Origin of the sequence: Chelativorans composti, from assembly GCF_039541695.1 — a bacterium.
Classification (GTDB): Bacteria; Pseudomonadota; Alphaproteobacteria; order Rhizobiales; family Rhizobiaceae; genus Chelativorans; species Chelativorans composti.
This window is the reverse complement of the sequence record NZ_BAABGS010000010.1, coordinates 19350-39001: the sequence shown is the minus strand read 5'-3', so window position 1 is coordinate 39001 and position 19652 is coordinate 19350. Positions and strand designations below refer to the sequence as shown.

Annotated in this window: 15 protein-coding genes; 9 read left to right on the top strand and 6 right to left on the bottom strand. The window is 64.5% G+C overall.

Annotated elements, in window-relative coordinates:
- Positions 1-54 precede the first annotated feature (54 nt).
- Positions 55-1188, top strand: a complete 1134-nt coding sequence (locus ABD906_RS01940) for a site-specific DNA-methyltransferase (protein WP_345097927.1) — start codon at positions 55-57, stop codon at positions 1186-1188.
- 195 nt (positions 1189-1383) lie between these two features.
- On the opposite strand, the gene mutY is transcribed toward ABD906_RS01940, so the two are convergent.
- Positions 1384-2487, bottom strand: a complete 1104-nt coding sequence (mutY, locus tag ABD906_RS01935) for an A/G-specific adenine glycosylase (RefSeq protein WP_345097926.1) — start codon at positions 2485-2487, stop codon at positions 1384-1386.
- 44 nt (positions 2488-2531) lie between these two features.
- On the opposite strand from mutY, the gene ABD906_RS01930 reads away from it, so the two are divergent.
- From ABD906_RS01930 to ABD906_RS01920, 3 genes are all read left to right on the top strand, one after another.
- Entirely contained in the window at positions 2532-3041 is a 510-nt protein-coding gene (locus ABD906_RS01930) for a DUF721 domain-containing protein (protein ID WP_345097925.1), read from the top strand.
- 146 nt (positions 3042-3187) lie between these two features.
- A complete protein-coding gene (locus ABD906_RS01925; RefSeq protein ID WP_345098024.1) occupies positions 3188-3826 on the top strand; it encodes a DsbA family protein in 639 nt (212 codons plus the stop codon).
- A 54-nt stretch (positions 3827-3880) separates the two neighbouring features.
- Complete coding sequence (locus ABD906_RS01920) at positions 3881-7339, top strand: chromosome segregation SMC family protein (RefSeq protein ID WP_345097923.1); 3459 nt, start codon at positions 3881-3883, stop codon at positions 7337-7339.
- Positions 7340-7391: 52 nt separating this feature from the next.
- Here the strand turns inward: ABD906_RS01920 and ABD906_RS01915 are convergent, their stop codons facing one another.
- Entirely contained in the window at positions 7392-8627 is a 1236-nt protein-coding gene (locus tag ABD906_RS01915; RefSeq protein ID WP_345097921.1) for a mechanosensitive ion channel family protein, read from the bottom strand.
- A gap of 293 nt (positions 8628-8920) precedes the next feature.
- Between ABD906_RS01915 and ABD906_RS01910 the strand changes: the two genes are divergently transcribed.
- A complete protein-coding gene (locus tag ABD906_RS01910) occupies positions 8921-9334 on the top strand; it encodes a hypothetical protein (protein WP_345097920.1) in 414 nt (137 codons plus the stop codon).
- A 410-nt stretch (positions 9335-9744) separates the two neighbouring features.
- Here the strand turns inward: ABD906_RS01910 and ABD906_RS01905 are convergent, their stop codons facing one another.
- A complete protein-coding gene (locus ABD906_RS01905) occupies positions 9745-10086 on the bottom strand; it encodes a VOC family protein (RefSeq protein WP_345097919.1) in 342 nt (113 codons plus the stop codon).
- Positions 10087-10316: 230 nt separating this feature from the next.
- Between ABD906_RS01905 and ppdK the strand changes: the two genes are divergently transcribed.
- The gene (gene ppdK, locus ABD906_RS01900; protein WP_345097918.1) at positions 10317-12983 is read left to right on the top strand and encodes a pyruvate, phosphate dikinase; all 2667 of its coding nucleotides are present in this window, start codon (positions 10317-10319) and stop codon (positions 12981-12983) included.
- A 247-nt stretch (positions 12984-13230) separates the two neighbouring features.
- The gene (locus tag ABD906_RS01895; RefSeq protein WP_345097917.1) at positions 13231-14055 is read left to right on the top strand and encodes a DUF1499 domain-containing protein; all 825 of its coding nucleotides are present in this window, start codon (positions 13231-13233) and stop codon (positions 14053-14055) included.
- Between the two features lie 3 nt (positions 14056-14058).
- Here the strand turns inward: ABD906_RS01895 and ABD906_RS01890 are convergent, their stop codons facing one another.
- A complete protein-coding gene (locus ABD906_RS01890; RefSeq protein ID WP_345098023.1) occupies positions 14059-14922 on the bottom strand; it encodes an MBL fold metallo-hydrolase in 864 nt (287 codons plus the stop codon).
- A 249-nt stretch (positions 14923-15171) separates the two neighbouring features.
- On the opposite strand from ABD906_RS01890, the gene ABD906_RS01885 reads away from it, so the two are divergent.
- A complete protein-coding gene (locus ABD906_RS01885; protein WP_345097915.1) occupies positions 15172-15777 on the top strand; it encodes a biotin transporter BioY in 606 nt (201 codons plus the stop codon).
- Between the two features lie 125 nt (positions 15778-15902).
- The gene (galE, locus tag ABD906_RS01880) at positions 15903-16892 is read left to right on the top strand and encodes a UDP-glucose 4-epimerase GalE (protein ID WP_345097914.1); all 990 of its coding nucleotides are present in this window, start codon (positions 15903-15905) and stop codon (positions 16890-16892) included.
- A gap of 96 nt (positions 16893-16988) precedes the next feature.
- On the opposite strand, the gene ABD906_RS01875 is transcribed toward galE, so the two are convergent.
- A complete protein-coding gene (locus ABD906_RS01875) occupies positions 16989-17609 on the bottom strand; it encodes a sugar transferase (RefSeq protein WP_345097913.1) in 621 nt (206 codons plus the stop codon).
- The gene (locus ABD906_RS01870) at positions 17606-19531 is read right to left on the bottom strand and encodes a polysaccharide biosynthesis protein (RefSeq protein WP_345097912.1); all 1926 of its coding nucleotides are present in this window, start codon (positions 19529-19531) and stop codon (positions 17606-17608) included. Before ABD906_RS01870 ends, ABD906_RS01875 begins: the two co-directional genes overlap by 4 nt.
- Between the last annotated feature and the right edge of the window lie 121 nt (positions 19532-19652).

Here is a 19652-nt window from a genome sequence, read left to right as displayed (position 1 = left end):
TTTACCGAACTCGGTAACCATAACAGCGAGTTAAGGAGTTCGCGTGAGGTGTTCATGTCCGCGGTGCGTCGTCTTGAAGTTCTTTCCGCAGATCCCGCTAAAGAAGAATGGCTGGATACGATCATCAAGGGCGATTGCGTTGCGGCGCTCAATCGTTTGCCGGACAAGTCCGTCGACGTGATCTTCGCCGATCCCCCGTACAATCTGCAGCTCAACGGTGCGCTGCACCGGCCCGACCAGTCGCTGGTGGACGCCGTGGACGACGAGTGGGACCAGTTCGAGGATTTCGCCGCCTATGACGCTTTCACCCGTGCGTGGCTGCTCGCCTGCCGGCGCGTGCTGAAGCCCAATGGCACGATCTGGGTGATCGGCTCCTACCACAACATTTTCCGGGTCGGCGCGATCATGCAGGACCTGGGCTTCTGGCTGCTCAACGATATCATCTGGCGCAAGACGAACCCGATGCCGAATTTCCGCGGCCGACGGTTCCAGAACGCGCATGAGACCATGATCTGGGCCTCGCGCGACAAAAACGCGAAGGGGTACACGTTCAACTATGAGGCCATGAAGGCTGCCAACGACGATGTGCAGATGCGGTCGGACTGGCTGTTCCCGATCTGCACGGGCAAGGAGCGGCTCAAGAACACCAAGGGCGAGAAGCTGCATCCGACGCAGAAGCCGGAGGCGCTGCTGGCGCGCGTGATCCTCTCGTCGACAAAACCGGGCGACGTCATCCTCGATCCGTTCTTCGGGTCCGGAACGACCGGCGCTGTGGCGAAGCGGCTTGGCCGTCATTTCGTCGGCATCGAGCGCGAGCAGGAGTATATCGAGGCGGCGCAGGAGCGCATCGCGCAGGTGGAACCGCTGGACGACGCCAGCCTGATGCTGATGACCGGCAAGCGGGCAGAGCCGCGCGTCGCCTTCTCGAGCCTGATCGAGGCGGGACTGGTGCAGCCGGGCACCTGCCTCTACGACCGGCACAAGCGCTGGGCCGCCTATGTACGCGCCGACGGTACGATCGCCATCGGCGACGAGGCCGGTTCCATCCACCGCATAGGCGCCCGCATCCAGGGGCTCGAAGCCTGCAATGGCTGGACCTTCTGGCACATCGAGGTGGGCGGGGCGCTCAAGCCGATCGACGAACTGCGCCAGGAGGCGCGCCGCACGCTCAAGCTGGTTGGAGCATAAAACGATCCGATCGATGGGGGATGCCGCCTGAAGGGCGGTGCTAAGGTGCCAACAGGACATGGGGCGCGCGGGAGGGAAGGCTCGCGCGCCTTTGCTTATGGCTGGCTGGTGCAGGAAACCCCGTGTTTCGACAAGCTCAGCACGAGGGCTTCTTAATAGGGCTTCTTGCGGGATGGCGATGCTTCTGCGAGGGCGTCAGCGGCGCCTGGTCAGGCGCCGGTGGGGAAGCGCGGCGGCGACCGCCTTGCGCATCACTGTGGGCAGGGCTTCGCCGGAGAGCGACGCGGGATCAGACCACCAGTGCCCCTCGGGAGCTTCGATGTCGGCCAGAGCGTGGAACACGGACAGGCGAAGCTCGAAATGGGTGAAGACGTGGGTGATGGCGCCGCGCGGCTTCCAGTCGGCGGGGAAGGGAGCGCCATCGCGGCTGCTGATGCCGTCCTGGCGGGCGGTCCAGTCCGTGGTCGGAACCTCGGCCATTCCGGCAAGAAGGCCCTTCATCGGACGCTTGCGCAGCAGAACGGCGCCGTCCGGGCGCTCGGCGACAAAGGCCGCACCGACGCGGACAGGCTTCTCAGGCTTTGCCTGCTTCAGGGGATAGCGCTCCTGCTTGCCCTCGCGGAAGGCAAGGCAGCCGACCTGGAGCGGGCACAGGCCGCAGGCGGGGTTCTTCGGCGTGCAGATGGTGGCGCCGAGGTCCATCATGGCCTGGGCGAAGTCGCCGGGACGGTCCTCCGGGAGCATCTCGCGGACCGCGGCCCTGATGGCTGGTTTCGCCGCGGGAAGCGGGGTTTCCATCGCGTGCAGGCGGGTCATGACGCGCTCGACATTGCCGTCGACCACGACCGCGGGGCGGTTGAAGGCGATGGCCGCTATGGCGGCGCTGGTGTAGTCGCCAATGCCGGGGAGGCTGCGCAGGCCCTCTTCAGTTTCCGGGAAGCGGCCGTCGAGCTCATGGGCGACGAGGTCGGCGCATTTCTTAAGGTTGCGGGCGCGGGAGTAGTAGCCAAGGCCCGCCCAAGCCTTCATGACGTCGTCGAGATCGGCGGCAGCCAGGTCAACGACCGTTGGCCAACGCGACGTAAATGCGTCAAAATAAGATTTTACTGCCCCCACGGTGGTTTGCTGGAGCATGATTTCGGAGAGCCACACGCGGTAGGGATCGGGGCGTTCACCGGCGGCGATGACCGCCGGAGGCACGCGCCAGGGGAGGCTGCGGTGGTGACGGTCGTACCACTCCAGCAGTGAGCAGGTCAGAATCGCAGGAGCAGGGGTGTTGGTGCCGGTTGCAGTTGCCATCGGCGCTCTTATGCTTCAGGCAAATACAGGCGGCAAGGTGAGTCATGGACACAACGAGAGGGAACAATGCGATTGCGGTGAGCGATCTCGCCAGCGATCTGCTCGATCCCGTGATGCGCAAGCGCGCGGGCATCTCGATCGAGGTGGTCCAGTCGTGGACGGAAATCGTCGGCGAGAGGCTCGCGGAAAGTACGCGGCCCCTGAAGATCCTCTGGCAGCGCCGGGCAAGCGACCTCGATCCGTTCGAGCCGGCCGCGCTCGTCATCGCCTGCTCGGGTGCGGCGGCGCTCAGGGTGCAACACGAAACGAGCGAGATCATCGCGCGAATCAATTCCTATTTCGGTTTCGCGGCGATCGGGCGCATCAAGATCGTGCAGAAGCAGCTCACAGACCTGGGGCGGGAAAGGCCGGTGCCGCCGAGACCGATCAATGGGGCTGAAAAGGAACGCCTTGAGCGGCTGACCGAGGGCATCGAGGACGAGGGGCTCCGCCAGAGCCTTCTCAGGCTTGGGGCAAGCGTGATCGGCCGCAGGAAGCCGCTCGCGGATTCGTGAACGCAGTGAAGCAAATTGAAATTTGGCACTCACCTGCAACTGTCATATCTGATAATCCAATTTCAGGTTGTGGAACCAACAGACGATTCAGGAGCACGCCCGTGATTCGCAGCATTTACGTCAATCGCAGAAGGATCCTTGCCTCCATGGCTGCCATTCCTGCTGTGGCGCTTCTCGCAGCAAGCGGTAGCGACGAGGCAAACGCACAGACGACTGCTGCGGTCAACGCTCTCGCCGCCAGCGGCAGCGTGGATGAGGCGAAGCTGATGGAGCCGGGCGCGCTGCCCGATCAGGTAATTGGCGATGCGAACGCGCCAGTGACGATCGTGGAATACGCCTCGATGACCTGCCCGCATTGCGCAAGCTTCCACGAGCACACCTTCCCGGCGCTCGATGACAAGTACATCAAGACCGGCAAGGTGAAGTTCATTCTGCGTGAGTTCCCCCTCGATCCGCGCGCCGAGGCGGGTTTCATGCTCGCCCGCTGCTCGGACAACAAGTACTATCCGATGGTCGATGTCCTGTTCAAACAGCAGATGAACTGGGCGGCAGTGCAAGATGCACGCACGGCGTTGCTTAATATTGCCAAACTTGCCGGTTTTACACAGGAGAGCTTTGAGGCGTGCTTGACGGACCAGAAGCTTCTCGATGATGTAAGGGCCGTGCGTGCAAAAGGCGCGGAGCTGGGCGTAACCGCCACGCCGACGTTCTTCATCAACGGAAAGAAGTATTCGGGAGCGATGTCGATTGAGCAAATGTCGGCGATTATCGATCCCCTTCTCTAAGTTCGGCAGCTCTTTCCGCTGCCTGGGACATCGTGCGCGCCAGGGTAGGGCCGCATGAAGTTCACCAAGCTGCGGCTGGTCGGTTTCAAGTCCTTCGTCGAGCCGAGTGAGTTCGTGATCGAGCCCGGACTCACCGGCGTCGTTGGCCCGAACGGTTGCGGCAAGTCCAATCTCGTCGAGGCACTGCGCTGGGTGATGGGCGAAAGCTCATACAAGAACATGCGCGCCTCGGGGATGGACGACGTGATCTTTTCGGGTTCGGCCACCCGGCCCGCCCGCAACACCGCCGAAGTCACGCTTTTCCTCGACAATTCAGACCGCTCCGCGCCGCCGGCCTTCAACGATGCCGACGAGCTGCAGGTCTCGCGCCGCATCGAGCGCGAGGCGGGATCGATCTATCGTATCAACGGCAAGGAAGCGCGGGCGCGCGACGTCCAGCTTCTGTTCGCGGACCAGTCGACCGGCGCCCGGTCGCCCTCCATGGTGGGACAGGGGCGCATCGGCGAGCTGATCCAGGCCAAGCCGCAGGCGCGGCGTGCGCTGCTCGAAGAGGCGGCAGGCATTTCGGGCCTGCATTCCCGAAGGCACGAGGCCGAGATGCGGCTGCGCGCGGCCGACCAGAACCTCGAACGCCTTGACGACGTGGTGGGCGAGCTTGCCACGCAGATCGAAAGCCTGAAGCGGCAGGCGCGGCAGGCGACCCGGTTCAGGAACCTTTCCGACGAGATCCGCAAGGCCGAGGCCATCCGCCTGCACCTGGCCTGGACACAGGCCAAGGAGCAGGAGGCGGAAGCCAAGAGCGCGCTGGCGCAGGCGACCAGTCAGGTGGCGTTGAAGGCTGCCGAGCAGATGGAGGCCGCGAAGGCCCAGGCGCTCGGCAGCCACAGGCTGCCCTCGCTGCGCAATGCGCAGGTCGAGGCTGCCGCGGCGCTGCAGCGGCTGACGATCGCCCACACGCAGCTTCAGGAAGAGGCGAAGCGCATCCGCGAGCGGACGGCGGACCTTCAGAAGCGGGTGGCGCAGCTTGACGCCGATATCGCGCGCGAGCAGCAGATGGCGCGCGACAATGCCGACACACTCACACGTCTCGATGAGGAAGAGGCGCTGCTGCGCGAGATGGAGGAGCAGGCGGCGGAAGGCGAGGAGGAGGCCCTTGCCGCGCTCGAAACGATGGCCGGAGAGCTCGAGGAGCGCGAGGCGCTGCTTGCTTCTCTGACTGCCGAACGGGCGGAAGCCGCAGCGGCGCGTGCCCAGGCAGAGCGGACGCTGCGCGAGCGTTCCGAACGCTGCGAGCGGCTGAACCAGCAGCTTGCCGCGGTCAACCGGGAGCTTGCGGAGATCGTCGCCCGCATTTCGGCGCTGCCCGACCCGGCTGCCAAGCAGGAAGAGCTCGATACGGCCATAGCCGCTCTCGAAATGGCCGAGGAGGCGGTTGCCGAGGCCGAGGAGGCCGTGAGCGCGGCACGTGCCGCTGAAACGGATGCGCGCGCGCCGCTCGCCGAGGCGAAGGCGGAGCTGCAGCGGATCGAGACGGAAGCTTCGACGCTCGCCAAGATCCTGAGCGCAGGGATCAACGAGGATTTTCCGGCGGTTCTCGAACAGGTGCAGGTGGAACGCGGGTTCGAGACGGCGCTGGGCGCCGCGCTTGGCGAAGACATCGACGTGCCGACCGATCCGGCAGCGCCCGTACACTGGGGAACGGTTCCTCCCCACGGGGATGATCCGGCATTGCCGGATGGGGTGACGCCGCTCGCGTCCGTCGTGAAGGCGCCGGAGCAACTCAAGCGCCGGCTGGCGCAGATCGGCATAGTCGAGCCGCAGGACGGAGAACGGCTGCAGGCGCAGCTGAAGACCGGCCAGTGCCTTGTGTCACGCGATGGCGCGCTGTGGCGCTGGGATGGCTATCGCGCGAGCGCCGACGCGCCGACGGCAGCGGCCATGCGGCTTGCGCAGAAGAACCGGCTCGCGGAGCTGGAAGCGCAGGCTGTCGAGGCGCAGGATCGGGTGGCAGCAGCGGAAGAGGCGCTGGCGCTGGCCGAGAACAGAGTTCGCGAACAGGTGGAGCGGGAGCGGCAGGCGCGCGAGGCCGTGCGCGAGGCGCAGCGCGTGGTCGCCGGAGCGCGGGATGCGCTGGCGGCGGCGGAACGCGCGTCCGGCGAACTCGCAAGCCGCAAGGCGGTGCTGGAAGCATCGGTGAACCGCCTGTCGGAGGAACATCAGGAGGCTCTCGAGGCGCTTGAAGAGGCGAGGGCGGTTCTCGAGGAGGCGCCGGATCCTTCCGAACTGCAGGCGAAGCTCGACCGCGCGGCCTCCGAGGTCGCCATCGCCCGCAGCAAGCTTGCGGAAGTGCGCGCGGCCCATGAGGGGCGCAAGCGCGAGGCGGAAGCGCGGCAGCGCCGGCTCGCGGCGATTGCGCAGGAGCGGCAGAGCTGGATCTTCCGGCGCGAGAACGCTGACCGGCAGATCCATGCGCTCACCGAGCGCCGCGAGGAAGTGATTGAGGAGCTTGAGGCGCTGGCGGAGGCTCCCGACGATCTCGACTACCGGGTGCGGAGTCTCATCAGCGAGATCGCCACGGCGGAGGAGCGCCTGAAGGAGGCGTCCGACGCGCTGCAGGAGGCGGAGAACGCGCAGGCGGAGCTTGACCGGCGCGCGACGGAGGCGATCCAGTCCCTGTCGGCAGCGCGCGAGGAACGGGCGCGCGCGGAAGAACGGCAGGTGGCGGCGGAAGAGCGTCGGGTGGAGATTGAAGCGCGCATCCAGCAGGCGATGAACATCGCGCCGCATCTGGTGTTTCAGCACACGGGCCTCGGCCCGGACGACAAGCTGCCGGACATTGCGGAGGTGGAACGGCGGCTGGAGCGTCTGAAGGCAGAGCGCGAACGGCTCGGCGCAGTGAACCTGCGCGCGGAAGAGGAGCAGCGTGAGCTTTCCGAACGCTACGACCTGATCGTGGCGGAGCGCGAGGATGTGATCGAGGCGATCCGCAAGCTCAGGCAGGCGATCCAGAGCCTCAACCGCGAGGGACGCGAGCGGCTGCTCGCCGCGTTCGAGCAGGTCAATGGCCATTTCCAGCGGCTGTTCACGCATCTCTTCAGCGGCGGCACCGCCGAGCTGCAGCTGGTGGAATCAGACGATCCGCTGGATGCGGGGCTGGAGATTCTGGCCCGTCCGCCCGGCAAGAAGCCGCAGACGATGACGCTGCTTTCGGGCGGCGAGCAGGCGCTGACGGCGATGGCGCTGATTTTCGCCGTGTTCCTCACCAATCCGGCGCCGATCTGCGTGCTGGACGAGGTGGACGCGCCGCTCGACGATCACAACGTGGAGCGGTTCTGCAACCTGCTCGATGAGATGGCGCGCTCGACGGAGACGCGATTCGTCGTGATCACGCACAACCCGATTACGATGGCGCGGATGAACCGCCTGTTCGGCGTGACCATGGCCGAACAGGGCGTGAGCCAGCTGGTGTCGGTCGATCTCCAGGCGGCAGAGCTGCTGGCCGAGGCGAGCTGAGGGGCTGCCCGGTCAGCGCCGGCTGTGGCGCCTTGCCTGTCAGGAGCCGGTTTCAGCCGGCGCGCAAGGCGCGGATGAATTCACGCATGTCGAAACCGCTCGGATCCTGGAAGACGCGCAGGCCGAATTCCGGAAGGATCGCCAGTAGGTGGTCGAAGATGTCTGACTGGATTGCCTCGTATTCCACCCAGACCACGGTGTTCGTGAAGCAATAGATCTCGAGGGGAAGGCCGTGCGGCTCGGGCGCCATCTGACGCACCATGATGGTCATGCCTTTGTGAACGCCAGGGTGGGCGCGCAGGTATGACTGTACATAGGCGCGGAAGGTGCCGATGTTCGTGGCCCGGCGCGTGTTGGCCGGCACGGCGGCGTGTTCCCCTAGCGACGCGTTCCATTCGGCGATTTCCCTTGCCTTGTTGCCAAGGTAGTCCTTGAGCAGAAGGAAGGAGGAAAGCCGTTCCAGCTCTTCGGGTGAGAGGAAACGGATGCTGGACTGGTCGATGAGCAGGCTGCGCTTGATGCGGCGGCCGCCCGATTCCTGCATCGCGCGCCAGTTCTTGAAGGGCTCGGTCACCAGCTTGCGGATGGGGATGGTGGTGACGGTCTTGTCGAAGTTCTGCACCTTCACGGTGTGCAGGGCGATCTCGATCACGTCGCCGTCTGCGTCCTGCCCGGGAACCGTGATCCAGTCACCCACGCGCACCATGTCGGTCGACGAGATCTGGATGCTTGCCACGAAGGACAGGAGCGTGTCCTGGAAGACGAGGATCAGGACCGCGGCCATAGCACCCAGGCTGGAGAGAAGGATAACCGGCGACCGGTCCACCAGGATCGAGATGACCATGATGGCGGTAACCACGTAGATCGCGATCTTGGCGACCTGGAGGTACCCCTTGATGGGCCGAAGGCGCGCCTCGGGGCGGCGGCGGTAGAGCGTGTCGACAATATTGAGCGCGCCGCCCATGGCCAGAGCCACGGTGATGATGATGAAGGCGTTGGCGACGTTGGTGATAACCGCCACGGCAGCGTCGGGCAGGCCGGGAACGAGCGGGACACCGCCGGCAATCACGATCGCGGGGGTGGCGTGCGCGAGCCGGTCAACCACCCGGTGCCGGACGAGTTCCGGATCGCGGCCAAAGCTGGTCAGGGACAGAAGCTGGTTGAACCCGCGCAGCAGGAGCGCCCTGACAGCGAAATTGACGGCCAGCGCGGTCAGTATCAGGGCCGCGAGGGCAAGACCCGTCTGCAGGGATGGATATCGTTCAACGAATGCGATGTAGTCAGCCATGACCCGTCCGGTTCGGTGGAAGCATGGAGCTATGCCTACCCCAGGTGGCCGCAAAGTCAAAATACCGTTCCCCGGCCTGAAGTGATCTTTCTGAAATGTGCCGGACACTGGCTGGCGGGCGGGGCGAGCTGTACGCGGACAGGTCTCGGGCGCTGGCCGCGCTTGCAACCCCTTGGCCAGAGTCCCATATGAGGCCTCTGGTCCTTTCGGGGCCAGGTCTGGAGCTGAAGGCATTCTTCAGCCGTAGTTCTCCGAAAAGCGAATTGGGAGTTTCTCCCGGAAAGGAGCGGGCGATGACCAGCATTGCCACAAATGTTCATGCCGTCGCGGACGAGCTTTCCCTGCGGCTCAGGGATTTCCACCGCGCTCTCATCCACTCCGCCGCGGGAGACGATCCGGCGCTGAAGAACCCCTACACGTTCCTCTTCGCGGTAATCAACGATCCGCGCTTCGCATGGATGGCCAAGCTTTCGCGGCTCATCGTGCGGCTGGACGAGGCGGCCAAGGAAGGCGAGATCAGGTCCGGGGCGGATCTTGCAGCCTATGGGCGCGAGGTCGCGCAGCTCATCGGGGACGGCAAGGATGCCGATGCAGACTTCCGCCTTCACTACAGGATGGCGCTTCAGGTGAACCCCGAGGTCGCGATCGCTGCAGGCGCCCTGCGGCGCGTGATGGCGAAGCTTCCGCCAGTCGGGGCCGACGCGTAATAAGTCGCGAAAGCGCAGCCCGGCGTGAGCTGACGCGTGGCGGGACGCCGTTGCGGACAAGCAGCACGGCCTGGTGTGCGGTCAGGACCCCGCGCCGGCAGAACGAGACAGATCAGGAAGGCCGTCCGGCGAAGCTGCCGGGCGGCCTTTTCCATGAAGGGGGAGGGGGAGAGCATACGGTGGCCTTCAGCCTTTCAGATGCCTGCTCTTCGACGACTATCGTTGGACGGGCTCACCCTTCGAAGGTCCGGGGTGCAAATTCGGGAAACCACCGTCCTTTTTTGCCCCCCTGGACAAGCCGGAGGAGGCGAAGGGAGGCTGGTCGCTACCATCCCCATGGCCTGCCAGACCAATTGCGTTTTCACGGATCCGGACGACGTCCGGTTGCAAGTCCCCCCGGGCCAGCCGCGCTAGCGGTCGCTCCAGACGGCGAGCTCGTTGCCCGCCGGGTCGCGGAAATGAAAGCGGCGCCCAACGGGGAAGCTGTAGATGGGCCGGACTATTTCCCCGCCCGCAGCCTCGACATCCTGCAGTGTGCGTTCCAGGTTGGCGGAGTAGAGAATCGGAAGGATCGCAGTCGTTTCGTCCTCGCCGTTGAAGCCACCGTCGATCCCTTCGTTGAAGGCGGAATAGCTGGCGCCGTAATCCGTGAAGCTCCAGCCGAAGGCATTCGCATAGAACGCCTTCACCCGATCCAGCGACCCGCCGCGCGCGGGCAGTTCGATATAGTCGAGCTTGCCAGTCTGCCGCATTCCGTTACTCCCAATGTTCTTACTTTGTTCTCTAACACAGTCGCTGCCACCGTTCAATGGTGGAACGCATGCGCATTTCGCCCGTTGCGGGTATCCGGAAGCGCATCCGGTCTAATCGATATTAAATCGAGGCAATTGATGAGCGTCTATTGCCAGACGCAGCCGTTGGCCATAATCCGATACCGGTGTCGCGGATGAGGCGCGACGGGATGATCAGTCGGGGTTAGAGCATGACCAAGTGGGTTTACAGCTTTGGAGATGGCCGGGCCGAAGGCAGGGCTTCCGACAGAAACCTTCTGGGCGGCAAAGGGGCAAACCTCGCCGAGATGTGCAGCCTCGGGCTGCCGGTGCCGCCAGGGTTCACAATCACCACTGAGGTATGCACCTACTACTATTCCAACGACAGAACCTATCCGACCGACCTCGATCAGCAGGTGGAAGCGGCACTCGAGGAGATGGGCAGAATTGCCGGCCGGCGCTTCGGCGACCCCGAGAAGCTGCTGCTGGTTTCGGTGCGCTCGGGTGCCCGCGCCTCCATGCCGGGCATGATGGACACCGTCCTCAACCTCGGTCTCAACGATGAGACGGTCGAGGCGCTGGCGAAGGATTCCGGCGACCAGCGCTTTGCCTGGGACAGCTACCGCCGCTTCATCCAGATGTACGGCAACGTCGTGCTGGGCATCGATCACGACGAATTCGAGGAAATCCTGAGCGACGAGAAGGCCCGCCACGGATACGACCTCGATACCGAATTCACCGCGGATCAGTGGCGCGAGGTGGTCGGGCTCTACAAGGAGAAGGTGGAGAGCGAGATCGGCAGGCCGTTCCCTCAGGACCCGCGCGAGCAGCTGTGGGGCGCGATCGGCGCCGTGTTCAACAGCTGGATGAACCCGCGCGCGGTGACCTACCGCCGCCTGCACGACATTCCCGCAAGCTGGGGCACGGCCGTCAACGTCCAGGCGATGGTGTTCGGCAACATGGGCGAGACCTCGGCCACGGGCGTGGCCTTCACGCGCAACCCGTCCACCGGCGAGAAGGCGCTCTACGGCGAATTCCTCATCAACGCGCAGGGCGAAGACGTGGTGGCGGGTATCCGCACGCCGCAGCCGTTGACAGAGAAGGCTCGGCTGGAGAGCGGCTCCGACAAGCCCTCGCTCGAGAAGGCGATGCCGGAGGCTTTCGCGACCTTCGTGGAGGTGGCGAAGAAGCTTGAGGCGCATTACCGCGACATGCAGGACCTGGAGTTCACCATCGAGCGCGGCAAGCTGTGGATGCTGCAGACCCGCTCGGGCAAGCGCACGACGCGCGCGGCGCTCAAGATCGCCGTGGACATGGCCAATGAGGGCCTGATCACGCGCGAGGAGGCCGTCTGCCGCATCGAACCCGCTTCGCTTGACCAGCTGCTGCATCCGACGCTCGACCCGAACGCGCCGCGTGACATCATCGCCACCGGCCTGCCGGCCTCGCCGGGTGCGGCTACCGGTCAGATCGTGTTCTCGCCGGACGAGGCGGAGGAGCTCAAGGCGCACGGCGTGAAGACGATCCTCGTGCGCGTGGAGACCAGTCCTGAGGACATCCACGGCATGCACGCCGCGGAAGGCATTCTCACGACGCGCGGCGGCATGACCAGTCACGCGGCGGTGGTGGCCCGCGGCATGGGCAAGCCCTGCGTCTCCGGCGCGGGCTCGCTGCGCGTCGACTACAGGGAAGGCACGATGGTGGCGCTGGGCCGCACCTTCCGAAAGGGCGACATCATCACCATCGATGGCGGCACCGGCCAGGTGCTTGCCGGTGCGGTACCGATGCAGGAGCCGGCGCTTTCGGGCGATTTCTCCACGATCATGGAGTGGGCTGATCAGATCCGCCGCATGAAGGTGCGCGCCAATGCCGAGACGCCGCTCGACGCGCGGACGGCCCGCAAGTTCGGTGCGGAGGGCATCGGCCTCTGCCGTACCGAGCACATGTTCTTCAATGACGAGCGTATTCTCGCCATGCGCGAGATGATTCTGTCGGACACCGAGGAACAGCGCCGCGCGGCGCTCGCCAAGCTGCTGCCGATGCAGCGCGCCGACTTCATCGAGCTGTTCGAGATCATGGCCGGCCTGCCGGTGACGATCCGGCTGCTCGACCCGCCGCTGCACGAGTTCCTGCCCAAGACGGACGAGGAGATCGCCGAGGTCGCCAAATCGATGGACGTGAATCCGAAGCGGCTGAAGGAGCGGACGGAGGAGCTGCACGAGTTCAACCCGATGCTCGGCAATCGTGGTTGCCGTCTCGCCGTGTCCTATCCGGAAATCGCCGAGATGCAGGCGCGGGCGATCTTCGAGGCGGCAGTGGAAGCAGCCAAGCGCACGGGCCAGCCGGTGGTGCCGGAGATCATGGTGCCGCTCGTCGGCATCGTGTCGGAGCTCTCCTTCGTCAAGAAGATCATCGACGACGTGGCGAAACAGGTGCTGGAGGCTTCCGGCGCCAAGCTCGACTATCTGGTCGGCACGATGATCGAGCTGCCCCGGGCGGCGCTGACAGCAGACAGCATCGCCAGGGAAGCAGAGTTCTTCTCGTTCGGAACCAACGATCTCACGCAGACGACCTTCGGCATCTCGCGCGATGACGCGGGCGCGTTCCTCGAGACTTACCGCAAGAAGGGCATCATCGAGCAGGATCCGTTCATCTCACTCGACGTGGATGGCGTCGGCGCGCTGGTGAAGATCGCGGCAGAGAACGGGCGGGCGACCCGCTCGGGCATCAAGCTCGGCATCTGCGGCGAGCATGGCGGCGACCCGGCCTCGATCGCCTTCTGCGAGAGGGTGGGCCTGGACTACGTGTCCTGCTCGCCGTTCCGCGTACCGATCGCGCGTCTTGCCGCTGCCCAGGCCGCCTGCCGGAACATGGGCTGAGCGCGCGGAGGCAACTACGGTTTGGAAACGCCGGCTCCAGAGCCGGCGTTTTCTTTGACGAGGTGACTTCAGACACAGGAAGCTGGAATGCTTCGACAGGCTCGCGGCTAGACAGCTTATGCCTCGACAGGCTCATACTTCGACAAGCGCGGCATGAAGGAGGGGATCGCGGTAGGCCCGATGAGGTCCGTGATGACGGCGGGAGCAAAAAACGCTACTTGTGAGGTTCCGTAACGGGTCGGAAGTGATGGTCAGTTTCGCCATTCGTGCCGCGAGGATCGAGCGCAAGCCTTCTGCCGCCGCCAAGTGGGCGGGCCGGATTGCGTGGTTTTCTCTTGTCCTGCTCATCACAGCGGTGGCGCTGCACCGCTTCGGCTTCATCGAGACGATACCGTTCTTCTGGACGGTGGTGCTGGCGGGCGGGCTGGCGACGCTGGGGCTGCTGACAGCCATCCTCGCCTTCTGGCGGATGTGGGAGTACGGGTTTACCGGCTTCTGGTCCGCATTCTGGGGGCTCTTGATCTCGGTGCTGGTGCTTGCGCCCTATGGTATCGCCGGGGTGCTGTATGTCACCCGGCCGGCGTTGACGGATGTGATGACGGATGTCGTTACTCCGCCGGAGTTTGCTCTTGCGCCGGCCCTCCGGCAGCCCCCCATGAATCCGATTGGCCCGCTGAGCCAGGCCGCCGGGCTTGAGCACATGGAAGCCTATCCGGAGCTTGCCGGGCGGCGCTACGAACAGCCACGTGAGCAGGTTATGGCGGCCCTTATGGCCGTCCTGGATCAAAAGGGCTGGGAGCGGCTGGGCTCCAGCGATGAGACGGGGGAGGTCATCCCGGAGGAAGCCGCGGACGGAGAGGGCAGGACGGTGGTGGAAGCTGCGGCGACAGCGCCGATTCTCGGGCTGCCTTTCGACGCGGCGATCCGCGTGGAGGAGCGCGACAACGCAACCTTCGTGGACATGCGCGTAGTCTCCCGCTACGGCTCCCACGACCTGGGGTTCAATGCGATGGAGATCCAGTCCTTCCTTCGCGATCTCGACGAGGCGCTGACGGAGATGGCTGGCGGCTGAGGACTATGCCAGCTCGTATTCCGCGTTGATGGACGGCTGGCCGTGGCAGATCACCAGATTGCGCTGAAGCAGGTCTTCCATGTGCGCGAAGACGGAGCAAGCGGCAGCGCCGTGGAGGCGCGGATCGGTGTCGCGGTAGAGGGTGGCAACGATCTGCGGAATTGTGCGGTCGCCCATGGCAAGGCGCTCGAGGATTGCGCGCTCCCGCATCTTGCGATGCGCGCGGAGGCCGCGCAGGAAGGCGACCGGCTTCGTGACGGGACCGCCGTGACCTGGAAGAAGCAGGCGGTCATCGCGTTCGAGCAGCTTGTCCAGCGAGGCCATGTAGTCAGCCATGGAACCATCGGGCGGAGCGACGACAGTGGTGGACCAGGCCATCACGTGATCGCCGGAGAAGGTGACGCCGGTGCCTTCGAGCGCGAAAGCGCAGTGGTTCGAAGCGTGACCGGGCGTATGGATGGCGCGGAGGGCCCAGCCGTCGCCCTCGATCAGGTCGTTATCGGACAGGGTTACATCGGGGACGAAATCGGTGTCGCCCGCTGCGTCGAGCTGGGCCAGTTCATGCGCGGCCGGATGGCGCGAGGGACGGTGCGGACCGAAGCCGAGCAACGGCGCGCCGGTGATTTCCGCGAGCCGGCGGGTCAGTGGCGAGTGGTCCCTGTGCGTGTGGGTGACAATGATGTGGGTGACCGGACGGGAGCCGATCGCCCCAAGCAACGCTGCGAGGTGGGCATCGTCTTCCGGGCCGGGATCAATGATTGCGACGGCTCCTTTCCCGACGAGATAGGTGTTTGTGCCGTGGAACGTGAACGGGCTCGGATTGTTGACGGTCATGCGGCTCACGCCGGGCATGATCTCGACGGGCATGCCATAATGCGGCTCGAAGGTCCGGTCGAATTCCACGTTCTTCTCCCCTGTGCTCGGCGGTCGCGTAGCCTATTTTGGCAGTGTTGTGAAACAAATTCGTGGCAGCGGCATGCCCGGATCCGACGATGGCAGCATCGTTTTTGCTCGCCGGCACACAGCAAATGGAAGGCGGCGATATTGCCGCACCAGCACGATCGTCTTATAGAACGAGGCTTACCTGAACCAAACACTTGTCCACGCGGAGGTTCCATGTCGCAGGCGGTTCTTTCCAAGTCCCTTATCGCACAGGCGCTGCCACAATCGGGCGCGGCCCGCTTCCTTGCACAGGCGGCGGTCGTCATTGCCGGCTCGATGGCGCTGGTCCTGTCCGCCAAGACGAAAGTGGTGATCGGCCCGGTCGACATCTCGCTCCAGACCATGGTGGTGATGCTGCTCGCCTCGACTCTCGGGCTGCGCCTGGGACTGGCGACGATCGGGCTCTATCTGCTGCAGGGCGCGATGGGTTATCCGGTCTTCCAGAGCACGCCCGAGAAGGGCATCGGGCTTGCCTACATGGCCGGGCCGACGGGTGGTTACCTCGCCGGCTTCGTCGTCATGATGGCGATCGTCGGCTGGGCTGCGGATCGCGGCTGGAGCCAGAATGTCGTGAAGCTCTTCGCCGCCATGGTGATGGCTGACGCCGTGCTGCTGGCCATGGGCGCGAGCTGGCTCGGCGTGCTGATCGGCTTCGAGAACGCATGGGCCTTCGGTGTCGCGCCGTTCGTCGTGCCGGATCTCATCAAGGCAGCGCTGGCTGCCTGCCTGGTCCCTGCCGGCTGGTCCGCAATTGCGGCGGTCAAGCGGCTGGCGCGCTGAAAACGCATTTAACCATTATCGGAAGTGAAGGCCATGGTCCGCGGGGACCATGGCCTTTGTCATTTCTGATCGGTGCGCAGTGGAGTATAGAAAGCGCGGGCTGATCCTGTTACGGAGAATGACAGATGACAGTGCTTGTTACCGGTGGGGCGGGGTACATCGGCAGCCACATGGTCTGGGAGCTGCTCGACCACGGCGAGGAGGTCGTGGTGATCGACCGGCTTTCGACGGGCTTCGACTGGGCGGTACCGGACGCGGCCGAGCTCATCGTCGGTGATATCGGCGATCAGGATCTGGTGGAGAGGATCATCGAGGAGAAGGGGGTCGATTCGATCATCCACTTCGCGGGCTCGATCATCGTGCCGGAATCGGTTGCCGACCCGCTGGGCTACTATCTCAACAACACGGTGAAGTCGCGGGCGCTGATCGAGAGCGCCGTGCGCAAGGGCGTGAAGCACTTCATCTTCTCGTCAACGGCGGCGGTCTACGGAACCCCGGAGGAATGTCCGGTGAGTGAGAACGCGCAGCTTCGGCCGGAATCTCCCTATGGATCATCCAAGCTGATGACGGAAATCATGCTGCGTGACACGGCTGCCGCGCATGATTTCCGCTACACGGCGCTGCGCTATTTCAACGTCTCGGGCGCCGATCCGAAGATGCGGACGGGGCAGTCCACCAAGGGGGCGACGCATCTCATCAAGGTTGCCTGCGAGACGGCGACCGGCAAGCGCCCGTTCATGGAGGTCTATGGCACCGACTATCCGACACGGGACGGCACCTGCGAGCGTGACTTCATCCATGTCTCCGACCTGGTGAATGCCCACTATCTGGCGCTGCAGCGATTGCGCGACGGCGGCGAGAGCATGGTCGCCAACTGCGGCTACGGCCGGGGGTTGACGGTCCTGGAGGTGATCGACGCGGTGAAGCGGGTTTCGGGCATCGATTTCGAGGTAGTGATGAGCGGGCGCAGGCCGGGGGATCCGGTGTCGATCGTGGCAAGGCCCGACCTCTGCAAGGCGGAGCTCGGCTGGGTGCCGCGCTACAATGACCTGGAACTTATCATTTCCCATGCGCTCGAGTGGGAAAAGCAGCTGAAGCTGCGCAACAGGGTGTGAGGTTCTTCGCCCGGCTTCCCGGTTAACCTCTGCTCCATTCCGGCAGGCGCCTGCCCGGACAGGCTTATGCTTCGATGCGCTCACGCTTCGACAAGTTCAGCGTGAGGAGGGAGGGGGTAAAGATCGGCGGAGCGTGCGGAGCAGCAGCGTAAGGTCGAGCCATGGCGACCAGCGGGCGAGGTATTCCGCATCGGCCTCGGCGCAGCGGCGCGGGTCGGACATGTCGATTCCGCGCACCTGGGCGAGGCCGGTGATCCCGGGGCGCAAGGACAGTACCCCGAGCCTCTCGCGGTGTCGGATCAGATCGTCCTGACCAGGCAGGCAGGGGCGGGGGCCAACCAACGACATGTCCCCCCGTATGACGTTCCAGAGCTGGGGCAGCTCGTCAAGCTTGGTTTGCCGGAGCACGCGGCCGACGCCGGTGACGTAGGAGGCCTTTGCCTCGTGGGTCGGCACGGATGGGGTACCAGTGTGCATGGTGCGGATTTTGTAGCAGCGGAAACCGGTTCCGTTCCTCCCAACGCGTGTCTGGGCGAATATGGCCGGGCCGGGAGATGTGGCCCGGACCAGAAGAGCCGCGACCGCGATCACCGGCAGTGCGACAATCATAGCAGGCAGGGCCAGGGCAAGGTCGAAGAGCCGCTTGGAGCAGCGATTGACGTCTGCGTGCCGCGCGGTTCGTCCGGACTGCAGAACCTCTTGCCGCGACCTGATCATGCCGAGAAACGCTCCTTCGCCTGACCCCAGGCGACAGTCTCCATGAGGCGGGGCAGATCGCGGCGCTCCAGAAGCTGGAACAGGATTGTGCGGATCGCGTCCGCGTCATAGCGGTCGATGGCATCCTGCAGATGCTGGATCATGACGGGAACGTCGTCCGCAGGCATGTGCGCGGGGGAGGAGCGAAGGATCTTCGGGTGACGCGTCCGCTCGATCGAGTTCGGATTGTAGAAGAGTTCCTCGGCGAGTTTCTCGGCGGGATGCGGGCCTATGGTGACGATTTCGATGTCGCCGTCCGGGTTTCTCTCGTCGCGCACGGTCAGGCCAGCCAGCATGATCATGTCTTCCGCAAGGTCGCGGATGCGCACCGGTTCGCTCATGTCGAGCACAAGGATGTCACCGCTGCGGGAGAGGGCGCTCGCCTGGATGATGAGTTCGGCCGCCTCGCGGATCGACATGAAATACCGGGTCATCCCCTCGTCAGTCAGCGTGATCGGGCCGCCCCGGGCGATCTGCTCCTTGAACAGGGGCACGACCGAGCCGCTTGAGCCGATGACATTGCCGAAGCGCACGCAGGAGAAGACGCGGTTCGGATCGGCCCGGGTGGCGAGATCGCCATAATAACGGGTGATCAGTTCTGCCCAGCGTTTGGTCGCGCCCATGACGCTGGTAGGGCGAACTGCTTTGTCGGACGATATGAGGATGAACCGTTCGACGTTACCCTCGCAGGCCTGCCGCGCGAGGTGGAAGGAGCCGAGCACGTTGTTGCGCGCGCCCTCGACAAGGTTGGCCTCCACCATCGGAACGTGCTTATAGGCCGCGCAGTGGAGGATCGTGTCGACGCGGTGGGTCGCGATGACGGACCGCAGGAGCTCGGGCTCGCAGATTGATCCCAGGACCGGTACGAGCTCGAAATCGCCGTAGGGGCGCAGTTCGCGTTCAATCTGGTAGAGGCCGAGCTCGTTGAAATCGAGCAGGACAAGCTTCGCGGGCTTGAGCTGGGCAACCTGCCGGCATAGGGCGGAGCCGATGGAACCGGCCGCGCCGGTGATCATCAGTACACGGCCCTGGACAGGCTCGCGCAGCAGGTCCGGAATGGCGGGGACCGGCGGGCGGCCGAGCAGGTCGTCGATGTCGATGTCGCGGATGTAGCTGACCAGGAACTTGCCTGCGGCAAGGTCGGCAAGCGGTGGCAGGACGCGTATCTTGACCGGCAGGCGGCCGACTTTAGCGACAAGATCGCGCTGGGCCCGGACGCTGGCGGAGGGCGAGGCGATGATGACTTCCTCGACGCCGAGCTGCTGGACCAGATCCTGTAGCTGCTCCATCGGATAGATGCGGATGCCCAGAACGTCCATGTTCTCGAGGCTCGGATCATCGCTCACGAAGGCAACGACCTGGAACTCGGAAGTGGCGTGCAGGGCGTTTGCCAGTTCGACGGCATGTTCGCCGGAGCCATAGATCAGGACGCGCTTGGCATTCTGGGTGAGGGGGTGCGGTTCCTCGAGGATGCGCCGGGCGAGAAAACGGGTGGCGACGAGCGCGGCAAAGCTGCCGAGCCAGTAGACCACGGCGATGGTGCGCGGAATGCCGCCGGGTCCGAAGGAAAGGGTGATGTAGACAAGGCTCACCCAGACCATGGTGGAAACGGTGACGGCCTTCAGAAGGGTCCAGATCGAATAGGCGCCGAAGTAACGCAGAATCGTCCTGTAGACGCCCAGCGAGGCGAAGACGGGTAGCGCGATCGCCGGTCCGGCCAGGATAAACAGCGTCTGTTCAAAGTTTGGGATGTAGAACCGGTCAAAGCGGAAGCAGAACCCCGCCCAGATGACCAGCATGAGGATGAGCGCGTCCCCAGTCAGCAAAATGAGCTTCTTCATGCGCCGCGACCGCGTCTGAAGCCATTTGCGAACGTCTGTCATGGGGCCATCCTAGAAACGTTGCGCGCTCTTTCGCGAGGCCCCCCTTCACGGTTGTAGAGCACTACTTCGAGACTTCAAGCGAGTATCGCCGAAGTCCAACTTCACAAAAAATAATCGGATG

Coding starts and splice junctions, on each gene's coding strand:
- ABD906_RS01940 (WP_345097927.1), top strand. CDS start 55: ATGTCCGCGGTGCGTCGTCTTGAAGTTCTTTCCGCAGATCCCGCTAAA.
- mutY (WP_345097926.1), bottom strand. CDS start 2,487: ATGGCAACTGCAACCGGCACCAACACCCCTGCTCCTGCGATTCTGACC.
- ABD906_RS01930 (WP_345097925.1), top strand. CDS start 2,532: ATGGACACAACGAGAGGGAACAATGCGATTGCGGTGAGCGATCTCGCC.
- ABD906_RS01925 (WP_345098024.1), top strand. CDS start 3,188: ATGGCTGCCATTCCTGCTGTGGCGCTTCTCGCAGCAAGCGGTAGCGAC.
- ABD906_RS01920 (WP_345097923.1), top strand. CDS start 3,881: ATGAAGTTCACCAAGCTGCGGCTGGTCGGTTTCAAGTCCTTCGTCGAG.
- ABD906_RS01915 (WP_345097921.1), bottom strand. CDS start 8,627: ATGGCTGACTACATCGCATTCGTTGAACGATATCCATCCCTGCAGACG.
- ABD906_RS01910 (WP_345097920.1), top strand. CDS start 8,921: ATGACCAGCATTGCCACAAATGTTCATGCCGTCGCGGACGAGCTTTCC.
- ABD906_RS01905 (WP_345097919.1), bottom strand. CDS start 10,086: ATGCGGCAGACTGGCAAGCTCGACTATATCGAACTGCCCGCGCGCGGC.
- ppdK (WP_345097918.1), top strand. CDS start 10,317: ATGACCAAGTGGGTTTACAGCTTTGGAGATGGCCGGGCCGAAGGCAGG.
- ABD906_RS01895 (WP_345097917.1), top strand. CDS start 13,231: ATGGTCAGTTTCGCCATTCGTGCCGCGAGGATCGAGCGCAAGCCTTCT.
- ABD906_RS01890 (WP_345098023.1), bottom strand. CDS start 14,922: ATGCCCGTCGAGATCATGCCCGGCGTGAGCCGCATGACCGTCAACAAT.
- ABD906_RS01885 (WP_345097915.1), top strand. CDS start 15,172: ATGTCGCAGGCGGTTCTTTCCAAGTCCCTTATCGCACAGGCGCTGCCA.
- galE (WP_345097914.1), top strand. CDS start 15,903: ATGACAGTGCTTGTTACCGGTGGGGCGGGGTACATCGGCAGCCACATG.
- ABD906_RS01875 (WP_345097913.1), bottom strand. CDS start 17,609: ATGATCAGGTCGCGGCAAGAGGTTCTGCAGTCCGGACGAACCGCGCGG.
- ABD906_RS01870 (WP_345097912.1), bottom strand. CDS start 19,531: ATGACAGACGTTCGCAAATGGCTTCAGACGCGGTCGCGGCGCATGAAG.